Annotated in this window: 15 protein-coding genes and 1 tRNA gene; all 16 read right to left on the bottom strand. The window is 44.6% G+C overall.

The features are described 5' to 3' along the window. Positions 1–8 precede the first annotated feature (8 nt). The 16 genes from KCTCHS21_RS03545 to KCTCHS21_RS30740 all read right to left on the bottom strand — a co-directional run bounded on the left by KCTCHS21_RS03545 (position 9) and on the right by KCTCHS21_RS30740 (position 22,810). The gene (locus KCTCHS21_RS03545) at positions 9–746 is read right to left on the bottom strand and encodes a hypothetical protein (protein WP_130605154.1); all 738 of its coding nucleotides are present in this window, start codon (positions 744–746) and stop codon (positions 9–11) included. A 259-nt stretch (positions 747–1,005) separates the two neighbouring features. Beyond that, complete coding sequence (locus KCTCHS21_RS03540; RefSeq protein ID WP_130605153.1) at positions 1,006–4,035, bottom strand: alpha-mannosidase; 3,030 nt, start codon at positions 4,033–4,035, stop codon at positions 1,006–1,008. 34 nt (positions 4,036–4,069) lie between these two features. Continuing rightward, entirely contained in the window at positions 4,070–4,894 is an 825-nt protein-coding gene (locus KCTCHS21_RS03535) for a carbohydrate ABC transporter permease (protein WP_130605152.1), read from the bottom strand. A gap of 5 nt (positions 4,895–4,899) precedes the next feature. Then, a complete protein-coding gene (locus KCTCHS21_RS03530) occupies positions 4,900–5,781 on the bottom strand; it encodes a carbohydrate ABC transporter permease (RefSeq protein WP_157993936.1) in 882 nt (293 codons plus the stop codon). Positions 5,782–5,864: 83 nt separating this feature from the next. After that, entirely contained in the window at positions 5,865–7,196 is a 1,332-nt protein-coding gene (locus KCTCHS21_RS03525) for an ABC transporter substrate-binding protein (RefSeq protein ID WP_130605150.1), read from the bottom strand. 303 nt (positions 7,197–7,499) lie between these two features. Continuing rightward, positions 7,500–8,603, bottom strand: a complete 1,104-nt coding sequence (locus KCTCHS21_RS03520) for a GntR family transcriptional regulator (RefSeq protein ID WP_130605149.1) — start codon at positions 8,601–8,603, stop codon at positions 7,500–7,502. 581 nt (positions 8,604–9,184) lie between these two features. Beyond that, the gene (locus tag KCTCHS21_RS03515; RefSeq protein ID WP_232058058.1) at positions 9,185–10,174 is read right to left on the bottom strand and encodes a FecCD family ABC transporter permease; all 990 of its coding nucleotides are present in this window, start codon (positions 10,172–10,174) and stop codon (positions 9,185–9,187) included. Then, on the bottom strand, positions 10,175–11,194 hold the full coding sequence (locus tag KCTCHS21_RS03510) for a FecCD family ABC transporter permease (protein WP_130605148.1): 1,020 nt from the start codon (positions 11,192–11,194) through the stop codon (positions 10,175–10,177). A 23-nt stretch (positions 11,195–11,217) separates the two neighbouring features. Beyond that, positions 11,218–12,210, bottom strand: coding sequence for an ABC transporter substrate-binding protein (locus tag KCTCHS21_RS03505; RefSeq protein ID WP_130605147.1), 993 nt, complete (start codon positions 12,208–12,210; stop codon positions 11,218–11,220). Between the two features lie 149 nt (positions 12,211–12,359). After that, complete coding sequence (locus tag KCTCHS21_RS03500) at positions 12,360–14,003, bottom strand: helix-turn-helix domain-containing protein (RefSeq protein ID WP_130605146.1); 1,644 nt, start codon at positions 14,001–14,003, stop codon at positions 12,360–12,362. A gap of 94 nt (positions 14,004–14,097) precedes the next feature. Next, complete coding sequence (locus tag KCTCHS21_RS03495) at positions 14,098–16,116, bottom strand: hypothetical protein (RefSeq protein WP_130605145.1); 2,019 nt, start codon at positions 16,114–16,116, stop codon at positions 14,098–14,100. A gap of 54 nt (positions 16,117–16,170) precedes the next feature. Continuing rightward, complete coding sequence (locus tag KCTCHS21_RS03490) at positions 16,171–17,319, bottom strand: response regulator (protein ID WP_130605144.1); 1,149 nt, start codon at positions 17,317–17,319, stop codon at positions 16,171–16,173. Next, positions 17,300–19,126: a sensor histidine kinase gene (locus tag KCTCHS21_RS03485; RefSeq protein WP_162309259.1), complete on the bottom strand. Its 1,827-nt coding sequence runs from the start codon at positions 19,124–19,126 to the stop codon at positions 17,300–17,302. Before KCTCHS21_RS03485 ends, KCTCHS21_RS03490 begins: the two co-directional genes overlap by 20 nt. Positions 19,127–19,806: 680 nt before the next feature. Then, positions 19,807–20,589, bottom strand: a complete 783-nt coding sequence (locus tag KCTCHS21_RS03480) for a nucleotidyltransferase domain-containing protein (protein ID WP_130605142.1) — start codon at positions 20,587–20,589, stop codon at positions 19,807–19,809. Positions 20,590–20,893: 304 nt separating this feature from the next. Further along, the gene (locus KCTCHS21_RS03475; RefSeq protein WP_130605141.1) at positions 20,894–22,399 is read right to left on the bottom strand and encodes a TROVE domain-containing protein; all 1,506 of its coding nucleotides are present in this window, start codon (positions 22,397–22,399) and stop codon (positions 20,894–20,896) included. Positions 22,400–22,723: 324 nt separating this feature from the next. After that, positions 22,724–22,810, bottom strand: a tRNA-Arg gene (locus KCTCHS21_RS30740). Positions 22,811–22,878 lie beyond the last annotated feature (68 nt).

The following is a 22,878-nucleotide window of genomic DNA, read 5'->3' as shown; positions in this document are numbered from 1 at the left end:
TGCACCTCTTACTGTTTATAATATTTGGTTTGCTTAATTAATGAATCTATTTCCTGTATACAAGGCATATTCTCGATATCACCCGGTTCAAAGCTATCTAATCGAGATATTTCCAACAGTAGCTTATCAAGCTTTAACAGGATTTCCTCGTTAGAACCTACAGAGCTACTCAAGAAAGACAAATACTCGCTATACACTTTCCTCTTTTCTTGGAGGAGCTCCGGAGAAAACAGCGTTGGCTTCCTACTCATGACACTTTCATATTCCGATTCGTCAAAAATACTAAGCCTGTTCAAAATACTTCTTACATTAAGGTAAAATAGCTTCTCAACCTCATAAGTGACTGAAGCAAATTTCTTGTAGCTTAACTCGGTCGTATCAAATCTTTCGTTAAGGACATTTAATAAAGTTTCCTTCTTCTTCTTCATCCGATCCAGCTGCTCTAAACCAAGAGAAATATTACCTTCCAGAGCTTTTACACGTTTGAATTTAGACAAAGCCTCAATATAATCCTCGTGCGTTTGGATTTGTTTGACAGGTAGAGCAACAGGCTGCTTAAACAGTAAGGTATAACTCCCGTAAATTAATACAACGGCACTGGCGAACAACAAAGTTACCCCTGTTGCGGTCATGAGAGCACTTCCACCTATTTCTACCCCAATAAACCCGGGTGAGAGCACTAAAATATTCAATACCGCCACGCCAACAATAATTCCAAATAGCTTAATGTAGTTTGTTCCCGTCAATACTTCGACCCCCTAACCCTCAATAAGAAATACGCAGGAATTTAATCTATTAAATCGACCTAATTCTACACGAATATTAACAACCTAAGGTATATTCTACCACATTATGAATGAACTGATCATCGGTATGCTAACTGGATTTTCATTCGTTCTGTTATAAATGATTATTATATTATCTTACGATGAAGAACACCCGGAGTTTCATCATGCGAAAACAAAAAATAAGCCGACATCATGGAGCTTTCGATGTCGGCTAGTTTCATTTAGAGTTCAAAGGTTTGAAACGAATCGTCTTAACCTCGAAGGGAGCTAACGATAGAGCTACCCCGTTACTGTTCGCGGTCAGATCTTTGACGTGCACCTCTTCCAGCATATCGGTTTCCCATGCCTTCTGAATGGCAACTCCTAAGGATAACACGCTATTGGTTGACGTGCCTTTGGCCTCGTATACTCTCGCAATCCAGTCTCCGGAGTAATCCTGAGCCATCTTGATTGAATCGACGATAATATTGGCGCGATTACACTGCAAAAGCCCAAACGGCTGCTCTACGCTGCCAGATACTGATAACACCGGACAATTTAGCTCATATGCTTCCCGAACAACAGGATTGCTTGTGAAGCCTTCATTCCAGACATGCAAAGCATAAGTAAATTCATGCTGGCCTTCGTCAGCCCGCTCATCGGGATAAGTCGGTGAGCGCAGCAAGGTCAAATTCATTTGCTTACCATTTACATTCAGCCCATACTTACAATCATTGAGAAGAGAGAAGCATCTATCTCCCTCAACTAACGTAGACCACTTGTGTTGGCTTACCTCATATCGATCTGAATCGTGTGGACGAGAGAAGTGATTGGGACGTTTAACATATCCAAACTGGATTTCATTTAATACCTCATTCGAATGAAGGTTAACATCAAAGCCCACCTTCAGCAGCTTATGCTTCTCCTTCCAATCCAGACGAGTACGGAATTCAATTCGCCTACTATCTACTTCCAGGCAAATATCCTGGACCAAGTGAGATTGGTTAAGGCTTCTCTCTACTCGAATCGTGGCAACGAGTGGACCCTCAGCGATGACAGTTATTCGAGCCTTCTCTTGAAGTGGAATTGCCGAGGAGGCATACCGACGGTCTAATTCCCAAGCATCATAGCTTGAAGGCTGATCTCGGTACATGAGAAATTGATTACAAAGCCCATTCGCCCATTCCGAATTTGCTTCCTTATCCCAAATGCTCGTAATCTCGCCCCATTCATTCAAGCTGATCCTTAACCATTGGTTTTCTATACCTTCGTTCGTCACTCGAAGTGTATTTGTGACTACTTCACTACTTGCTGGAGTAATAGAAACATAGCCCATTGCTGGAATTGTTAGCTGTGCTAAATGCATGCCCTGCTGAGGTTGTACGCGTAAACGCGCTCCAGCCACATCTGTAGCTCCTTCAAAGGTATCCGGTAGTTCAACAATTGCAGTACGCTCCCATGGCAGCGAGTTAAAGAAAGTAATTCCTTCGCTCGAACCGTCCGTTAAAGACTGCCTTGCTAGAAGAGAGAGCTGATTAGCCGATTGGAGCACTGCGTCGAACTCCCGCTCAGCCTCTTCATGCACTCTCGTAATTGAGGTGCCCGGCAAAATATCGTGGAACTGAAGGAGCAACAGCCTTCTCCATAGCTCATCTAAATCTTCTTGCGGATAGGAAAGATTCCCGTTCATGGAAGACAGCGCACCCCATACCTCAGCTTCCCTTAATGCTAATTCTACGGCGCGGTTCCCCTTCTTCATCTTCGCTTGTGAAGTAAGCGTTCCTCGATGTGCTGGATAATACAGTTCGCCAAAATAATGGGCGTCGGGCATGCCTCGTTCCTGTAAGTCCTCGAAATAGTCCAAAGGTGAGCTAATAACCGTCTGAGGCACTCCTTCTAGATTGCCCATTCTACGCAGAGATTCTAGATCATCGCGATTCGCTCCACCGCCTCCATCCCCATATCCGAACTGAACGAGACGGGTCGAGATGCCTTCCTTCTGAATTCTCTCGTTCCATTGAAAATTGACATAAGAGACGTCCGCCGGGTTTGGAAAAGGACCGTAATCAAGCAAGTGAACAGGTACAGTCGAACCATCGATTCCTTCCCATGTGAACGTATTATAAGGGAAGGGATCAACGATATTATCATAGATTTGGTACATTTTCACTGAGGCAAAATATTGGATACCACACTTCCTCATTATCTGGGGCAGGTTTCCTGAGTAGCCGAACACATCCGGAAGCCATAGCATTTTATTATCTACTCCGAATTCCCCTCTGAAGAACTGCTTACCATATAGAAACTGACGGATTAAGCTTTCACCGCTAGGGATATTCGTGTCCGGCTCAACCCACATGCCACCTTCAGGAATAATTCTTCCCTCCGAGACATAATGCTTTATTCTTCCATATAGCTCTGGATAGAGATCTTTAACCATATGAAATAAATAAGGCTGACTCTGCACATAACGGTATTCTGGATATTCATCTAATAGAGCTAATTGGTTTGATAGAGTACGGGCAATCTTGCGCTTAGTCTCTTCAATCGGCCACAGCCAAGCAATATCCAGATGTGATTGTCCCATCATAAACAGCTTTGGTGCTGTCGATCCATTCACACACTCGAGTAACGGTCTCAGTATTTCCCTGCCCTGCCGTGCTAACTGCTCAAGCTCAATTCCTACAGCATTCCAGTCTAGCAGTGCGATCAGCTTCAAGAAGCCATTATCAATCTCGCTGACCCGCAAGGAGCTTGAATCCAGACTATTGCGCAATTGAAACAAAGCATTCAAATCAATATAAAATTGATAAAGCTCTTCATTAAGAATGACAATACGAGATTGACCATAAATCGGTAATTCCCGATCGTGACCCGAATACGCTTCTGCCACTATTTCGAATATTTGACCTGGTACAGCGCTTCTGGTTAACGTTACACCATTGTGCTGCAGATCCTGCGCTCCTGCCAGCTTCCCATTCACATAGATTGTACTTTCGCCGCCAAGGTTCAGCTTTAGCTCAATACGCTCTCCTGTAGCCTCGGGCGGAATGACAACTGTTCCCTTAAACCAACCATATTGCCACTTTATCCCCCACTGAGTATTTACAGCGATAGGACCGAACGAGCCTTGAACCGCCTTCTCATACGGCAGCCATGAATTAACGAGGTAATACTGAAAGGATATATCTTGGACTGTACGGTAAAGGTGGTTTTCCTTCTCTCTCAACCACTTCTCAATATGATAAAGCCATTCCCTTGACTGCATATTTGAATCCTCCGTGTTTCCTGATGAGATGCTCTTACCCTTTGGTTGCTCCAGCTGTAAGCCCTTTAACAAGTGCCTTCTGGAATACAATAAAAATAAGAAGCACTGGCAGAGTAGTGACGATTCCGGAAGCATTCAGCGGTCCCCACTGGATACCCGATCTCGTAATAAATGTGTTGATTCCAGCAGGCAATGTTCTCATCGCATCTGAGCTAACGAACGTCATTGAAATCATAATTTCCTGCCATACTGTAATACAGACGGTTAAGCCGACAGCAACAAGTCCTGATCGCGCTAGCGGCAGTACCATACGGAACAGAATGCCTAGAGACGAACAACCGTCGATTGTAGCAGCTTCATCGATGTCCTTCGGTACGCCTTTGAAATAACCGGTTAATAGCCAAATAGCCATAGGCAACAGAATGGCACAGTAAGAGAGGATGATGCTCGTATAGGAATTGAGCATTTGAAATTTGCCCCACATGATATAGAGGGGAACAATTAATGTTGTTAAGGGCATAACCTGAGCAAACAGTATAATTGTAAAATAGGTCAGCTTCCCTTTGAACTTATACCGAGTCATGCTGTAAGCCGCTAAGCTTGCTACAGATAAGACCACAGCAATCGTCACAACTGCAATCACGATAGAGTTATAGAAGTAAGTTGGAATGGCTGATGTGCGAAAAACACTGGAATAATGGTCCCAGCTGAATTGCTTCGAAAACAGCGTAGGTGGAGTGGCAAAGATCTCCGCGTTATTCTTAAGTGATGTAACTAACAGCCAATACAAGGGGAATAATATGATGATGGCGATGAATGCCATGAGCAGCAAATGGCTCCCTAATCTTATGCCTCTCAAGCTGTTCACTCCCTTATCGACTTTAGCATCGCACGCATATACGGCGAACAAATCACACCAATTAGTACAAGGCTGATAAGAGCCATCGCGGATGATTTGCCAAAGTCAAAAAATTCAAATGCAAGTCGGTAAGTATAAATAGGCAAGGTAGATGTCGCATCCACCGGTCCACCCTTGGTTGTCACCCAGATCAAGTCGAAATAATTGAGCGTCCATATTGTCGTAATGACCCCAGTTGCGCCAATCATCGGCATGAGATGAGGAATCTTAATGTATCTCACCACATTAAACCATCTGGCACCGTCTATTTTGGCCGCTTCTATCTGATCATTCGGAATATCCTGCAATCCAGCCAGCAGCATCAGAAACCAGAACGGAAATGCCTTCCATGTGTTCACAAGAATTAAGGTCCACAATGCCATATCTGAACCGAGCCATGAAATGTCATGATCCGTTAGATGGAAAAATTGGAGAATGACATTCACAATCCCCATATCGGACTGCAGCATCCAACTCCACATTAGAGCCGTAACAACTCCTGGAAGTACCCAAGGCAGTAGCAGTAATGATCTTAGAACACCCTTGCTTCTGCGTCTCTCATCTACATAAAGTGCACTGAGCATTCCTATCGTCATTTGCAAGGCAACACCGATAACGGTCCAGAGGATAGTCGTCCCCATAACGCCCATGAATACATCATCCGTCAGCACTGATTTGAAATTATCCAAACCAATGAAGGGCTTATCAGGTCGACTTAGTCGCCAACGATGAAGACTTACATACAAATTGTAGACCAATGGATACGCTAATAAGCTTACAATGATAAGTAGAGATGGCATTAGGTACAAGTAAGGAACGGTTTTTCGAAAAAGCCGTTTTCGAATCATCTGCATGTCTCCCGGGAAGTTCATTTAGCAAAATCGGGCAAAGGGAGTAAAGCTTCAATTAACCTCCCTTTGCCCTGGCCTGCTTACTTTTCAGAAATAACCTTATTCATTTTGTTTTCCAAATCTTTAATACCATCTTCTATAGAGAGTCCGTTGATGATGACTTTCGATACTGAATCATACACCGCAGAGTCGATCTCTTTGTAGAACAACGTTTTAGGCTGCGATTGCCTTGCAAACTTGATTTGATCCATGAAAATCTTGTATGCAGGATCAGTAGCGAATTTAGATACAGCTAACGATGAATTATTAGCTGGCACATCGCTCATCGTACGTGCATTGAAGTCAACGGATGTTAGCATCTGAGCTAGCTTAACAGCTTCTTTAGAATGCTTGCTCTTGGCAGATACACCGATTCCGAAGCCGCCGCCAAAAGAACCGTTCGGTGCGCTTTCATTAAATTTCGGAACGAGAGCTTGGCCGTAGAAAGTCGCATTTTTCAAATCTTCGTTCTGATCCGTTACCCATGTACCCGCAATAACCATAGCTACTTTTTGTTGAGCAAACAAAGTACCTACCTTATGGTGATCCAACGTTGAGTAGTCGGCCTCGTAGGCTGGCTTCATATCTGTAAGTAACTGCAAGTAGTCCTTAAATTCAGCTGTATTAACTGTCGGAGTAATATTGCCGCTGCCGTCCACTTGAATAATCGAGCCGTTACTAGCTGTGAATAAGCTCTCTGCCGGGAAAGCCTGTAAGCCAAGATCCATACCGAATCCTGCTACTTTACCATTCGTAGCTTTTGAGATTTGCAGTGCATATTCCTTCAGCTCGCTCCAAGTCGCTGGTGGTTTCTCTGGATCAAGACCTGCTTGCTTGAAAATTTCCTTGTTATACCAGAGCACCCGTGCATCAGTCGTATAAGGGAGCGCCATATTTTTTCCGTTCCACTTGTACATGTCTAGAATGCCGGGGAAAAAGTCCGTGAAAGAATCTGCACCCAATGAAGCATCTAGATCAAGTAAATATCCGGCATTTGCAAAAGTAGGGAAATCAGGGTTATTCACGATAAATACGTCAGGCTCATTGCCGCTCGCGAACATGACTTTGTACTTCGTTTCCCATGTGCCCCATGGATCGCTTTGGAATTCAACCTCAAAGCCGGGATTTTCGCTTTCGAACTTATTTTTCAATTCCTCGAATACAGGTGCGTAATTCGGATCTGTGACCCACTCGGAAAATCCGTAATAGACCAGCTTCTCTTTTTTACCCGATGGCGCTTTGCTCGGTGAGCCTGAAGCTGACGGTGAATTTTCGCTGTTCTTTTCGGAATTACTTCCACAGGCTGCAAGTACTCCTGCCATTAATACAGCAGTCAACATGACGAGCGATAGCTTGCTATACCATTTTTTCACAGATGATGCCCCCTTAAAATATATATTGAAGCGCTTTCTAATTCGATTGAAGTGTCAGCGCTTACAACCAGATTGAGTGCAGCTTTTACTCTTTTTGTTCATTACATTTCTGCATCTGTATCATTGAAGTGATACAGATAACAATAATCTGTGTTACTTTTATATCCTGATAATAGAATAAAGATTTAACTGTGTCAATTAAAACGTAAATATTATTTATGTTTTAATACAGATGATACAGTAATAAAGAGACTAGCAAGGTGCTAGCCTCCGATTAACCTTTTCCGATCCCTATAGCGCGCCTTATTTCACTTCAGCTATCGTACTTCCGATATTGATTTCCGCTGAGCATATTTGCCCCATCACATTAAAGTGATCCTTACCGTTCAAAAGATTCATTAGCTGAGTAGCCGCAGCTCTACCCATATCGTAAAAAGGTTGATTAATTCCCGTCACATTAAGCTTAAGCTTACGATTTAGGTTAATCGCGTCGTACGTCACAAGTGATATGTCTTCTGGAATATTTATTTGAAGTTGCTCAAGTGCATTAATAACTGCCTCAGCAATTTGGTCGTTCGCAGTGAAAATAGCAGTGCACTGAATTTCCTTAATCTTATCTGCCACCTGGGTGCTGTATGCGTCAAACTCTTCTAGAAAGTTCTCGAATTGTGTTGGAATGAGCAAATCCAGATCCGGGTCGAACTCGATTCCAGAATCAAGAAATGCTTGTTTAACCCCTAGCAAACGTTCATTAAGGGTACTTATGTCGGAATTTCGGATAAATAAAATACGCCGATGTCCTTTTTCTATGAGCATCTTTGTTAGTTTATAGGCACCAGCTACATTATCACTAGTTACAAATGGGATGTCGCTGTTATATAAGTGGCGATCCAGAAATACAACCTTAATTCCGCTGCTCGTTAATAGTTGATACAGAGCTTGATTACGTCCTTCATGGTTTTTGTCAAAGATAGGGCTTAAAATCACACCGTCTACCCCTTTGGCAACCGCACCTTTCACCAATGCTTCCAGCTTATCTAGACTTCTATCGTCACTATAGCTGAGCAAGTGAAAGCCATGAAGGTGCAAGACATCTTCGATTCCACGCAATGCAGTCGCCCACAGCAGGTTGTCGATCCCGATGACGGATGCGGCAACAAGACCAGAATGACTATGCCCGATCTGAGATACGAGACCGCGATCAATGAAGGTACCTCTGCGATTATCCCGTTTCAGCAGCCCTTCTGTGCACAGCTCCTTAATGGCTTTCTCCACTGTATTAACGCTCGACTTGTAGGCTTGAGCAAAGTCACGGCTAGAAGGCAACCGCTTATCTCCGACCCACTCGCCTTCCATTACTCGTTTCTTAATATCTTCCTTAATTTTGGCATACGGATATTTCGACATAATTTTTCCTTCCCAGATCCTTGAATACATCGACTATATTACATTTGTATCAACTGTGTCAATTGGAGCGGGGAAGGGACTCAATATGGGGACATTAAGTAGCTTCTCCCCCTCGGATTTCGCTCGCTCCCGCCGTTCTTAGTAGCCCTCAGTGCGTTATTCGCTCTCTGATGCCTAAAACCGCCATTCTTAGTAGCCCTCAGTGCGTTATTTGCTCGCTGGTGCTTAAAACCGCCGTTCTTAGTAGCCCTCAGTGCGTTATTTGCTTACTGATGCCTGAAAGCGCCGTTCTTAGTAGCCCTCAGTGCGTTATCCGCTCGCTGATGCCTAAATGCGCCATTCTTAGTAGCCCTCAGTGCGTTATTCGCTCGCTGATGCCTAAAAACACCGTTCTTAGTAGCCCTCAGTGCGTTATTCGCTCGCTGGTGCCTGAAAGCGCCGTTCTTAGTAGCCCTCAGTGCGTTATCCGTACGCTGATGCCGAATAGAGGATAGAGTACTTAACCCGCAAATCCACAGTTGAAATAAGAAGCATGCCTTGCTAGGCAGAACGGAAACTAAGCCGTTCCTGCACCTTTCACTTCAGGCTTTCCCCACTATTCGGCCCTTGAGCAGCAAGTAAACAAAATAAGGTGCACCGATTAGCGAGGTAATGATGCCAACAGGGATCTCTATAGGAGGCATCACAATACGTCCTACTGTATCAGCAAAAACCACTAATACTGCTCCAAGCAACGCTGAGGTGGGTAAGGTTAGACGGAAATCAGAGCCCACTAACAGACGGGCGAGATGCGGAATGACTAGGCCGATAAAACCGATGTTACCCGCAGCCGCTACCGCGCTCCCGGCTAATGCGACCGAGATGATAATTAACCGCAGCCTTACTCGATTTATTTTGGAACCTAAGCCCAGTATCGTATCTTCACTCAGTAATAGTACATTTAACTGACGATAGCTCAATAGCGCCAATATTGTACCTACTACAGTCCAAGGCCACAGTAGCTCCACATGATCCCAGGTTCGAGCATATAAGCTCCCTTTGAGCCATACGAGTGCTTGTGACGCAGAAGGTGAATATTTTACAATAAATAACGTAATAACTGCCTGTAAGCCGCTGCTTACAGCAACGCCGCAAAGTGCGAGACGATTAGGCTTGATTCCTTTTTGGTACGCTAAAATAAAAACGAGCAAGCCTGCACATATGGACCCACCAAACGCAAAAAAAGGAAGCATGCTCTGAGTAAACTGAGGAATAGCTAAAATGAGAATAACTGTAGCTAATCCACCACCAGCGGTGATCCCAATAACATCGGGCGCAGCAAGCGGGTTCCTTGTCACACCTTGCAGCACTGCCCCAGCAATCGCCATATTAGTACCAATACAGACCGCAATAATTAAGCGAGGCAGCCGATAATCGTAGATAATGCCATCACGCTGAGTCAGTTCTTCTATCAACTGAGCAAAGGGAATGTTTACTGCCCCAAGACGCAAGCTAAGCACGATAGCAATCACCAGCAGCAAGCAGCAAACAAGTATCGTTAATCTAAACCGTCGTATGTTATGAATGTTCACTTAGCCGTCCCCCATTTTGCGCCGCATCAAATAAAGAAAGAAGGGGGTGCCTAGAAGAGCTGTAATAATACCAACGGGGATATCCGAAGGGTACCAAAGCCACTGTCCACTTATGTCAGCAGCGAGCAGCAGGTTGATCCCAGCTAATGCTGATAGAGGAAATACAAGACGATAGTCAGTTCCAACCAAGGATCTTATCATATGAGGAACTATTAATCCTACGAATCCGATTGGTCCTGCCAGTGCAACTGCCCCTCCGACAATTAGAATGACGATGACAAATGCGAGCCTGCGGAGCCTAACCACATTCTGCCCTAATCCCATTGCCATTTCCTCACCTAGAGAAAAGATATTAAACGCTCTCGCGAACAATAAGATAATCAGCGTGCCTGGAACAACACAAAGCAGGCTGAGCTTCACATCCATCCAGTTCGCTCCTGACAGCTTTCCCGCCATCCAGTAGAGAATTTCAGATAATTTATCTTCCTGAAGAATCAGTAATCCGGTCGTTAAAGAGCCCATAAATAAAGTAATCGAGACACCCGCTAGCAGCAGACGCGTCCCTGAATACGCGCCACTCTGAGACAGAATTAAGACAAGGCTCCCTCCAACTGCGGCACCTACAAATCCAGCTATAAGAATAGTAACTGTTACATCCTTCAATCCGAACATAACTAAGGATAGAACAACAAAAAAGCTTGCTCCTTGATTAATGCCAATAATCTCTGAATCAGATAAAGGATTTCTTGTTATCCCTTGCAGCAGACATCCGGCTACAGCCAGTCCAGCCCCGAGTATAATAGCCAATGTGACTCTTGGCAGCCTAACCTCCCAAACCTTGTAAGCCAATAAATTCGACTCATCATAGTTAAACAAATCCGAGAAATTGCTCCAGTGTAAACCCTTCACACCGACAAATGTGCCAATACTTCCGAGAATAATGGCAAGTATAATGAATCCTACGAACAGATAAGGAGCAGACTTTGTCTGCCCCCGCATGCCCGATTGCAGTTGGTTCACCGCTCTACCTCCGGGGTATGTTATTATTTATCTCCTGCCATTGTTTGCAAAGCCTGATCAATAATGAGCTCTGCCGCACGTGGTCCACGACCCTTAGACCAGAGATCTCTACTTACTGTAATAGCCTTGTTATCTTTAACAGCCTGTAGGTTTTTATATATTGGATTTTTCAGCCATTTCTCAGGCTCGCCATATAGGAAAATATAGTCTGGATTATACTCACCTAGTCGCTCCAGACTAAGCTTCGCGATATCCGTCTTACTTTCAGCAGCTGAGTTATCCTTTGTACCATCGAATAAGTAATTAACACCAATACCGCTAAGTATGGAACCAACGAAAGAGCTTTTGAGCCACACGGTCGAATCATCTTCAAATGCGCCAACAACCAGAGCACTCGGAGCTGTTTGCATTCTTTCCTTGCCTTCCTTGATCTTCGCTTCGATCGTTTGAATGACCTTATCCCCTTGCTCCTTCTTACCCACCGCATCCGCAAGAAGACTTAAGTTCGCAAGCACCATTTGGTAGTTATCATCGTCAAAGGCAATAGTAGGTGCAATATCCGAAAGCTGATCCTTAATCATCTCGTGACGATCTGGATTGGCAAGAATAAGATCAGGCTTCACAGATCTAAGCACTTCCAGGTTCGGCTGCTTAGCTTGTCCTACATTCGTAATCCCATCTCCACTCACTTGATCCTTAAGGTAATCTGGAAATCCCGACTCCCCAATCCCTACTGTCGCAACTGGCTTTATATCAAGCACGCTAAGCATATCGATGAATGCATAATCTAGGGCAACAATTCTTACAGGTGTTTCTTTAATTGTTGCTTCACCCCATACATGCTTAATGATCTTATTTTGTGACGGAGCTCCCGATTCTGTAGCAGCAGGTGTTTCCCCGCTTGGGCTTGGTGTGTTCGAACCAACATTTTCTTTATTATTAGAACCACAACCAGCCAACAATAATAGACCTGCAATTAACAAAATGGATACTACTGACGTTTTTACACGAAACATGGTTTGGACTCCTCCTGTGAGCTATCTGTAGTTGTCATATTTACGAGTTAATATTGAAAATCATTCTCAATGACCCCGCTTAACAGATTATATAGGATAGCTTTTAAATAAACCATGAAGTATTTTGTTCCGTTTTTTGAAGCTTTTTGTTATTTGGAAGTTTTATTGGAAGGTGTAAGTAAGCTGAGGATACGATCAATCATCAACTCATGACTTAGTGCTGAATAGTCGATCCATGGGTATATATCAATTAGATGCCACTGAGAACTGCGCACAGCAGTTAAGCCTTGCCATTCAGAGCTTAATTGTACCTGCTCCCATAGCTTCTGATCTCTTCTTTTGGGTGAACACATAATTAAGATCATATCCGCCCCATACTTGGGCAAGTCCTCAGTCAGAATTGCCTTCCTCCACTTGATCGCCCTCACTTCCTGTGGCGGAGTGATTTGAAGATCCTCGTACAATACACAGCCTATATTGCGATCCATCCCATAAACCCTTAGCTTACCCCCGATAATTCTCAGGATCAGCACCGTTTTATCACCGATATATGCCTTTATGCTTACCTGAGCCTGCATTGCTTTCCTGTCATACCGGGTCAGCCAGCCTCTCGCTTCCTTATGCTTGCCAATCACATTGGCAATCTGCAGAAATCTCTGCCGCCAATCAAGCTCCCAGTAAGAAATAACAACCGTTGGGGCAATTAACGATAAGTCTTCGTTCTTATTCCCCCACTCCCGGTCACTAACAATGATATCTGGCTCAAATCGAATCAAATCATCCAAGCTATGCGAATCATAGATCGCGATGACACGTGAATCCTTCAATTGATCCTTAAGGTGAAAGTTGTCCCAATCCGATAAGCGGACAGATACATGAGGAGTCACGCCGAGTGCCAGCAGGTCACCGTTAAAGGTATGTCTCATAATAGCAATTTTCTTGCGTTTTAATTTCAAATAATGAGCTGGAGAATGGCCCGTTTCTTTCTTGAACATTCGACTAAAATAGGACTCCTCCTTATAGCCAACCGATTGTGCAATGTCTTGATAGGAGCTATTGGATAACACGAGCAATTCCTTGGCACGTTCAATTCTCAGCTTGGTAATGTAGGTTGTTGGGCTGACGCCTTTAATCTTCTTAAACAAGCGAGAGTAATAGCTGGGACTAAATCCCGCCATCTCAGCCAGAAAATCCAACGAAATCATTTCCATATAGTGAGTTTTCAAATAGTTAAAGGTATGCTCCATACCCTTGACAATATCGTGCTGTTGCTCCGAAATCCCCTTTAGAACGATGTAGATAAATTCCATAAACAAGCTTTTTTGCCGATATTGCCGCAGATCCTCCTGCTCTTGAGCACTCACATACAGCTGCTCGAACAAGTGGAGCGCCTGCGAATGATTTCCGATATACACCTCTCCCTCAATCGGGAAAGTTATTCCTTCTTCCTTATATAATTGCCATGTCCCATTCGTTTGATAACGACTCTTATAGGAATAGGCTATCTCATAGAACTCCAGCGGTTCCTGCGCATTAGAAGTGATTTGAACCTTCTTCCCCTTTTGGAGAAAAAATGTTTTTCCCGCCTCTGCAAGATGGACCTCACCATTAATCTCTATTCTTCCCTTGCCCTTACTTACGAATATTACCTGATAGGTTGATACAAAATGCGAGCTCAACTCTGTTTGATCTGTACAACTCGTATGCTCCACATGAAAGATATGAAAAATCATCTCATTTATCTGTTTTGCCAAGGTCATTTTCCAATCCTCCGCATGAGGCTTAATTATCATTGGTATTCCTTCATCTATCCATTATTATGCCGGGCACGCCATAAATCCACAACCTCAAGCGGCTGTGGATCGGACTACATATGCTGTATTGATGCTATTCTTGATTATGAAAGGTGAAGTAAACAGCCTTGACTAGATCATTACCGGTAGCAAAGGTCATATCGTAATCATTCATTTTATACGTATATAGCTGCATTTCCCCGTCTTTCTTTGGCTTTACTGTACCGTATTTTTTCAACATGGCATTTTTCCCCTTACCCTCGTGCAGTTCAACTCCACGAGCCGTTTTTGAAGGATAGCTCGCACCGATCACGCTTACCAAATGACCATTTTGAAAAAGAACAAGCGTTTCGCCTTCTACTCTATACATGTGATAGACTTCTCGCGTCGATTCATCTAAGGAAGTAAGCTTACCGTCAATAAGAGCCTTAAAGTCGTAATCAACAAGAGTCGCTTTAGGAAAAGCCACTTTCAATTGTTCCTCTGTTATTTGATTAGTAAACAGCAGAAGCTTGTAATTAACTTCAATAGCTGCAACAATACCCAGGTTTTCAGTAAGGCTTGCAAACGGCACGAATGCTTGATTTCGGAAAATGACTGCCTTCTCTCGGGAAATGTCCAGCACTTGATTGTTTTGACTTACTTGCCAGCCGCTCTTAGTGGTTTTGACAGCAGCGCCTATACCTCTGGCAAAGTCATCTAGCGGAATCATCCACTGTTCCTCTCCCTTGTAAAGATGGAAAGGCCCCTGAGTGGAGTAGCTAACATTCCTGCCATCAATGAGAATTTCATACGGCGATTCAGGTGTGAGAAGATTCGAATAGCTGCCTGAATACAAGCTTGCATTATCGTAATATCTTTCTCCTTCATGCTTAGTCAGAATGCCAGTTGGCACATGCAAATAACCAGAATAATTGGGGTTGTTGAATCGAACATAAACCAGGTCGTCGCTTATCCATTGGAAGCCATGATCCCTATTGTATTCCTCAAAGGCGGGAAGTACATGTAAGACCTTGGCCGTGCTGGTATCAACAACAGTTGTGGTATATTTGCCCGTTCTCTTTCGTGTTTTCGGATCGGTAAAATAATTCGAGATAAGTAAGTACTTATCATTCGGAGAAAATGAAGCAATTGCCATAGCAGAAGACTCACTGAGAGGAAAATAGCTTCCCCCTTTGGAATAGCCGACGAACCACGCCTTCTTCTTACTATCATAATAATAAGCGTAACGGAGGCTTCCGATTTTCTTTTCCCATCGTTTGGTTGCTATATTTTTATTTCCAAAAAGCTCCGTTTTGCGTCCATCAGCGTATAGCTGATAGTTTTTCACTAGGTAGCTTTTCCCCGCGTACGAAATAGAATAGCCATAATTAGCCGCGTTACCCTTCAAAAGCTCATACTCTTGGATGACAACAGCTTGGATATCTAATATCTTGTCATAGTTACCCGTCAACGGGTTTATACTTTCTTCTCGTGGATAATCATTAAGTACGGCAATAGGCTTATTGGTTTCTAGAGAATACACCTGTACCTTCTTCGAGCTATAATCTTCGTGAGCTACCGCTTTTTCATCCGTCTTCACAGCATAGCCTTTGAAATTACGATACATTTCCAAGCCCACATATCCTGTATATTCCGAATCACTATCTACGCTGCGAAGTACTCTGAGCTTCTTTGTCTTCAAGTCAAATTCTAGAATACGAGAATGCTTAGGCTGAGTTCTATTCCCCGTTTTGTTGTTATATACGGAGTAGCAATCTACTTGATAGGCTTTCAGACCTGATGACATTTGAAAGTGATAAGTACCCGTGTAGCTTCCGCATGAAGTTCTCAGGCTTTCTGGCTTAGAGGTGTCCATTTCATTGTAGCTGGCATTAGCCGGTATACTGATTTTCTGATTGGGAAAAGAATACGATTGCTGCTGTGCAGAGCCTGTAGAATAATCCTGAGAGGTTACTGTCACGGTTGGAATGACTTCACTTTTATCAGAGGATAACGAGTAAGTGAATGCTACAGTAGTGCGGATTCTAGAGGAATCCTTTGCGGATACAACAGATACAGAAGTAACTAACATAGCGATAAGAGCTGCAACGATGATTATTTTTCTGCGCACAAGGATACTCCTTTTCATAGGTGAAGGTATGGGGAAGTGCCATGATAATATCTATTATTTGTTGTCGACAAACTCGTTCACAAGCGAGTCATACAGCAGAATCAATTCCTTGGATGGGCGAATACCAAGCTCCCTGCCCAAAAGCTTTACATAATCAGTATATTGAGCGGTCAATCCTTTCTTATTCCCGTCTTGCCCATGTATCTGCATAAGCAGTCTTACGACAGATTCATCCAGAGGATTGCGGGCATATAGCTTAAGCAGCAGCTTCGCTGCGGTAGCTGTATTCTGAAAAGAAATTAGCGCCTCGGATAACCTTTTGACGAAGGACACATATAGCTCAGCAAGGCGCTCCGTCTCATAAATCGCCCATACATAAGCTTTACTACCGAATAAATCTCCTGTGTACAGCCTCTCAGCCTGCAGCAAGCTTTCCACATCATCAGCAGTTATGCTCTCCAGATTTCCAACCCTCTGTTCGAACTCCTCGTAGTCGATAGTTGCGTTACTTAACTCCAATGCGTAACCGTCATTTTCAGATTGAATAGCTTTCCGCAAACCAAGTGGCTCCAATGACTTGCGCAGCTGGTAGACGGTCGTATTCAAATATTTTTCAGCGCCTTCCATAGTCATTGCTCCAAAAATATCTGTAACTAGTCGGGAACGAGCAATTCGCTTGCCCCGATACAGCAGTAAATAGGCGAACAATTCTGCGCTTTTGCTCGAAATCCATTTGACACGCACTGCCTCATTCTGTATGGAGAAGTCTCCGAGCGTCGTGATGACAATATCACCTAGCCCCCGGGCAGCCGAATCCTCTGGTAACTGCGTTCGTAAAGAGTCTCTTCCCGCTAGCACACGATTAACTGTCCGTTCCAGCCGCTCTTGAGACACTGGTTTAACCAAATAATCTACGACGGACAGCTCGTATGCTTTAAGAGCGAATTCCTTATGCGAGGTTACAAATACAATGCGGGTGTTGGAGCCCGCCTCTTCCATCTTGGCTGCAAATGTCATTCCACTTTCTCCCGGCATGGAGATGTCCACAAAAGCCAGCCCGATGTCACTGTTCTCGTCCAGAAACGTGGCTGCAGTCTGCGTATCCGCGAAAGCTCCAGCTACCTGGACCCCTGGCAGCTTGATTAGCATTTTTTTCATAATAAGATGCATTACGGGCTCATCATCAACCAATATAACTTTCATTAGCCCTCACCCCCGTTCTATCGCTACTTATCGTTTCTCTGCCACTGGCGGAGCCAGGCAAAGCGATAATAAAAGTCGTTCCCTCTCCAGGTATACTTTCAAACTGTAGGCTCCCGCCGTGAATTCGGAGAAATTCGCGAGTTAGGACAAGCCCAAATCTCACTTCCTCTCCTCCCTCATTCACAAAGCCCGGCTTCTTGAAAAACAGCTCTTCTTGCCGCAGTAGCCTGGATGTCTCCTCATCTATTCCAGCCCCATTGTCTCTTACTGAAATATGAACCAGTCCGCCTTCCATAGTGGCTCCGATTTCAATCCTGCCGCCGATTCCAGTAAACTTAATGGCATTCGATAGTAAGTTTCGGAGAATGAGGTCAAGCATTTCTTTATCGGCGTTCACCGTCAACGACTCGTCAACAAGCTCAATCATCTGAATCTGCTTCATGTTGGCTCTAGCTCCAGCGAGTGATAACGCCTGCCGAACAACCTGCTGCAGGTTCCATACCACCGGACGAAAAGAAACTGCCCCATTCTGACTGCGATACCAGTCAAGCAAATTATCGACAAGATGAAAGGTGCTACTTACTTGCCTTCTAATTTCTTGGAATACTTCGGCATGTGCAATATCAGCATCCGTTGGCTCCTCACCCAGCAGCTCAGTCAGACTGACGAGAAGAGCTATAGGATCGCGAATATCGTGGGCCACAACCGTAAACAGCTTGTCCTTAAATTCGTTCAGCTGAGACAGCCGTTGGGACTTCTCGCGCAGCTTCGCCTCATTTTCCATTAATTCCGTAACATCGTTAAACATCAGCATTTTCCCAATCGGGGTCACTCCCGTATCGTAGATAAAGGACAAGCTACAAATGTAGTGCTTGTGCCGATCGGACTGATAGCTTTGAAAAGTAAATCGTTCATCCTGGCTATCGGAGGCGGAAATCCGCTGCAACAGCTCTGGGTAGGCAGACAGGACATCCTTTCCTTGCGCAGGAAAGCTCTTCGTTCCACTCAGCTCCGGAAATACTTCTTCCGCTGCTTTATTGTGATTAATAATCTGATCCTCATAATCTAGCAAAACAACGCCGTCACGGATGGTATCGAACACCTTAGCAAACGCAAGGGGGGTGAGACGAAGCAGATGGAATCGAAAAATACCCCATGCATATACGACGCCCGAGGCAGCGAACCCAAATGGGGTGAAATCGATAACTTTGCCAAACATATAAGCAATATTAAATAGCATAGGTGTAGCCGCACCCACAATGAGAACGGCGATTTGTTTCCTTACAATAGGTAAAGAACGCAGGTACATTGGGATAAACAGCAAAATACCAAACAGGAGAATCGTATAATTATAGAAGGCATGTACCGAATACCAAGGCCCTTTAACGGTATAGTACACGGGAATGGCTGACTCCGCATTCCGTACATACTCTATATAAATAAGATGATGCCAATCATTAGTTAGATGAAGGACAAAGGTCGCTATCGGTATGACAAAAAGTAGCAACACCAGCAGCTTACGATGTCGAGCCGCTGTACCCGTGAATTGGATAACTAACAGAAGCCAAAACGCCGAGACAAAGGGGATACCCAAATATTCAAATTGGAGAGACAGCTTCACACCTTCTAGGCTTTCGCTCAAAATTTCGAATGCATAGCCGAATGCATAACAGGATGCAGCTAGCATAACGAAAATCATCGTCCGAGCGACCTGAAGATGGCGTTTCCGGTAGGACAGGTACATCACGAACAGCATCAGTGCTGTCGCCAAACTAAGCAATATTGACATCCATTGTCTCGTGTCCACAACAGCACCTCCAACCATCCTACTCATATGTAACCAGCCCGGCGTCAATCCGATTAAACTTGTCGAATTTATTATACCATCTATCCACGGCTGTAAATATAAGAGTGAATAAAGTCGAAATTTGTGCAGACCAACGATTAGCCGGTTTGCTGCTGATTAGTACTTTCTCAGCGTCTTGCAAACCAACAAACCTCGCTTTTCCACTAATTAGTCCGCTCGTAGCGGCTTGCAGATCTCCTACACCCGCTTTTCCACCAATTAGTACGCTGGTAGCGGCTTACAGATCTCCTACACCCGGTTTTCCACCAATTAGTGCGCTCCCAGCGGCTTGCAGATCTCCTACATCCGGTTTTCGACCATTTAGTACGCTCGTAGCGGCTTACAGACCAACAAACCTCGCTTTTCCACCAATTAGTCCGCTGAGAACGGCTTACAGACCTCCTATACCCGGTTTTCCACTAATTAGTACGCTGATAGCGGCTTACAGACCAACAAACCTCGGTTTTCCGCCATTTAGTACGCTCTCAGCGGCATACAGCCGAGCTGATATCTTTCGCCCCGTAAATAATAAATAGAATAAACAAAGAAGCTGCACATATGTTGCAGCTCCTTTGTTTGTTTATTAACTACTGCTTCTTTTTACTCACCTAAATAGAACAATCTTTTATCATCCACATCACTCAGCTCCATACTTCCTTTAAGGAGGAGCGGAACATCTCGTCAAGTTGACCGTCGAGCGTTGCTTTGCCTGATTTCATTGATTCGGCTGTTTGCTCATAATAATGCAACCGCTCTTCAAGATATTCGTTGATCGGGCTCAGCCGCGGCTCATAATCCAATTCCTCACCGGATTTCTTACGTATAAGCAGCTTCTGTATTTCCAACCATAGCTCGCTACCTTCTGGTATGAGCCTATCTACGAGCACATCGAATGACATCGGCGGCATTTCGTCATATGTCTCAATCCACTCGCAAGCAAGAACGGGCCGCAGCACATAAAAATATTTCTTGATCCTTACTTGATCTCCTTGCAAGTACATCCGATAGTTTCCTCGAGCCATGTTCAAATAGTGGTACATACAGGATTTTGGCGAAAAAGTTAGTGGAGAAATCTCCCGAAGCCGCTCCATGACACTGTATTGCTCAGAATAACAGATTGTAGATTGCAACCATTCAAGCAGCGGTGGGTTCGACTTGCGATACAAATTCAGAGCCTTGCGCAAATCCCAACCACTGATATCAAGCATGTCACTGATCGGACGCTCGATTACATCCCGCTTATCGTAGATAGATAAATACCAGTCCGGCTGACGAATATATATAAAACGAACATCATAATCACTATCCTGAGACGGAAATCCCCAAGCTCTGCTGCCCGACTCGCAGGCATACAGAATGCGGACTTGCTCTTCCAGTTCTATGCGACTTAATTGTTCTGCTATAACTTCCCGTATGTCTTTCATCTTCTCATTCACCCCTATGTAAGCATAAACAGCTGTCCCAGCACTCTTTTTAATGCCGAACGGCGTTTATGCTAGAAAAAAACCGACTTAATAGCTGCAAAATCCCCTTCCCCACCCTCACCTATCTCAGTAAATCAGCACGTGGTCGTTACATTAAGCAGTACACATTACTTCCATGCTCAAGCGCATTTTTGTTACAATACTGGGCTCATTTGTCATTGATTTAGACTTGGCCCTGCGTCTAACGAGGGAGGTCCAACATTCCCGTTGGCGGGTTGTGCTCGCCTTTACTCTCGTATCTATTTTACTTTTCTGCGTCCAAGTCGATTTCTTCTATCTTTTGCACCATCGATCCGTAACCTTTCGCCGTCTGCGCAATGTAGCTCAGCACAGTATCGCTCCAGCCATAGATATAGAACGTGTTGCTGTCTAGCGGAGGCACCATCGCACTCCGATAAGGTGCAATGTCGATTATGAATGCCTTGACACTCGGGTTGATCTTAGACCTATATTTCAGTAAAGCTTCATAGAATGGGCTTCCGCTATTCTGTTGCTCATCCGTGATGATTACAATTTGATCAACCTTGCGACGCTCTTCAAGCATCTTCCGAATAGGCGCTCCCGTATCTGTACCTCCACGTGTGTGAATCATATCTGCCTGCGTCAGAATGCTATCGCGCCGAGAAGGTCTAGCATCCTCGACCTCTGTGTCGAACAGCCAGAACAGGGAATTGCCCTGTGTTTTCTTATACAACGCCAGCGCGAACACCGAACCAATCTGCAAGTACTCACCATTCATCGAACCCGAAATGTCGAGGAATATCGCTGTTTTGTCCTCCATATCAGGCAGGTTGGAGAAAGTGTATTCCACTGCATCCCTAAGCGCATCCCGTAAGACTGGATTATTAACCTGCCGGAACGCCTTAGCGAATCGGAACGGGAGAATCTTAGCTTTCTGCAAAGCGCGTTGATCGGTTAAACGGCTAGCCGCCAGTTCAAGGTTGTAGCGATCCTCGAAAACACCTGCGCGCTCAAGCGTATTTAAGTGCCTTAGCAAGGCGAAGGTCGGCATTTGTTGAAGCAACGCTTCCCATACTGCTTTTGTAGTCTTAACTGCACCTGTGACTACTTCGTGAGGTAGCTTCCCCGTCTCAATCCAATGCAATTGCTCTACTTCCGAAGCCGCACGCTTTAATTGTTCCAACGCATCCACTTGAGGCAATAATGAGAGATTAGCTTCTTGGCCACGCAAGTAACGGTATAACGCTTGTTGCTTGAGGTCCACTGGCTTCGGGTGAGCTGTTGCAATGGCATCGCCCAAGCTGTAGCCACGTCCCCGACCGTTATACTTTATCGCCCAGTATTCGGACACGCCTGACAGGAAGCGATTCACCTGCCGCTTAACCGCACGACCACCTTCTCCACGACCTAGTCCTTGCATGATCGTCAGAAAATCAGACAAATCAGATGGAATTTTAACAACCTTCAAGAAGATTTTCGCAAACAAGTCAGGTCGGTAAGCGGACAACACGGCTAATCCGAACAAGGGCTGCAATCTCATATACCCTTCATTCCGCGCATAGACAATTGCTTTGGCCATGAACTGTGGGTTGCTCTGCGCCATTGCCTGATGCAGCTCACCCGCTTCAGCTAGAAGCTCATGCTGATCTGCATAGAAGGTATTGCCGAATGTATTCGTCACCAGCGTCTGCACATATTGCTCTTCATCTGAACGTGTGTATGCTGGATAGCCGTCTTTATTTAGGGTTGTCGGTCTCATAACGGAAAAAAGTTTTTTAGCAAAGCTCATCTTAATCGTCTCCTTAATGGAACCGGCGAGGAAAAGGCGGGGAAGGTAAACTGCAGGACTCGAACCTGCCATAATGCCCAAGAAATTTCAGTGCGCTGAGTGCGAAGAAACCCTCCCCGGCGCCTCGCCGGTAATATGTAATTGTAGAAGAGCGAGGAAATGTGTTGAGAAGGCACACGGCACACCAGCTAACCGATAATTACCGTTCCTATACTTTTGAAGTAGCCCTCTCTAACGCCTCGCTCCCATTAAGCTTATAAAGAAATCATTGAGGAAAAGGTCGTAAAGGAACATGCTGCTCTACCATCTGAGCTATCCCGCCTATACAGCGAGAGTTGGACTCGAACCAACGACAAGCCGATTAGAAGTCGAAGTAACCCTTACATACGCCTCAATGATTTATTCCGCTGCTACCTTCCGGTAAAAGCTTCCTGCACTTATCTTCGCTCATTTGGAGGGCCTCGAACATGGTGAAAGTA

This window comes from Cohnella abietis (genome assembly GCF_004295585.1).
Lineage (GTDB): Bacteria > Bacillota > Bacilli > Paenibacillales > Paenibacillaceae > Cohnella > Cohnella abietis.
This window is presented reverse-complemented; position numbering and strand designations above follow the sequence as displayed.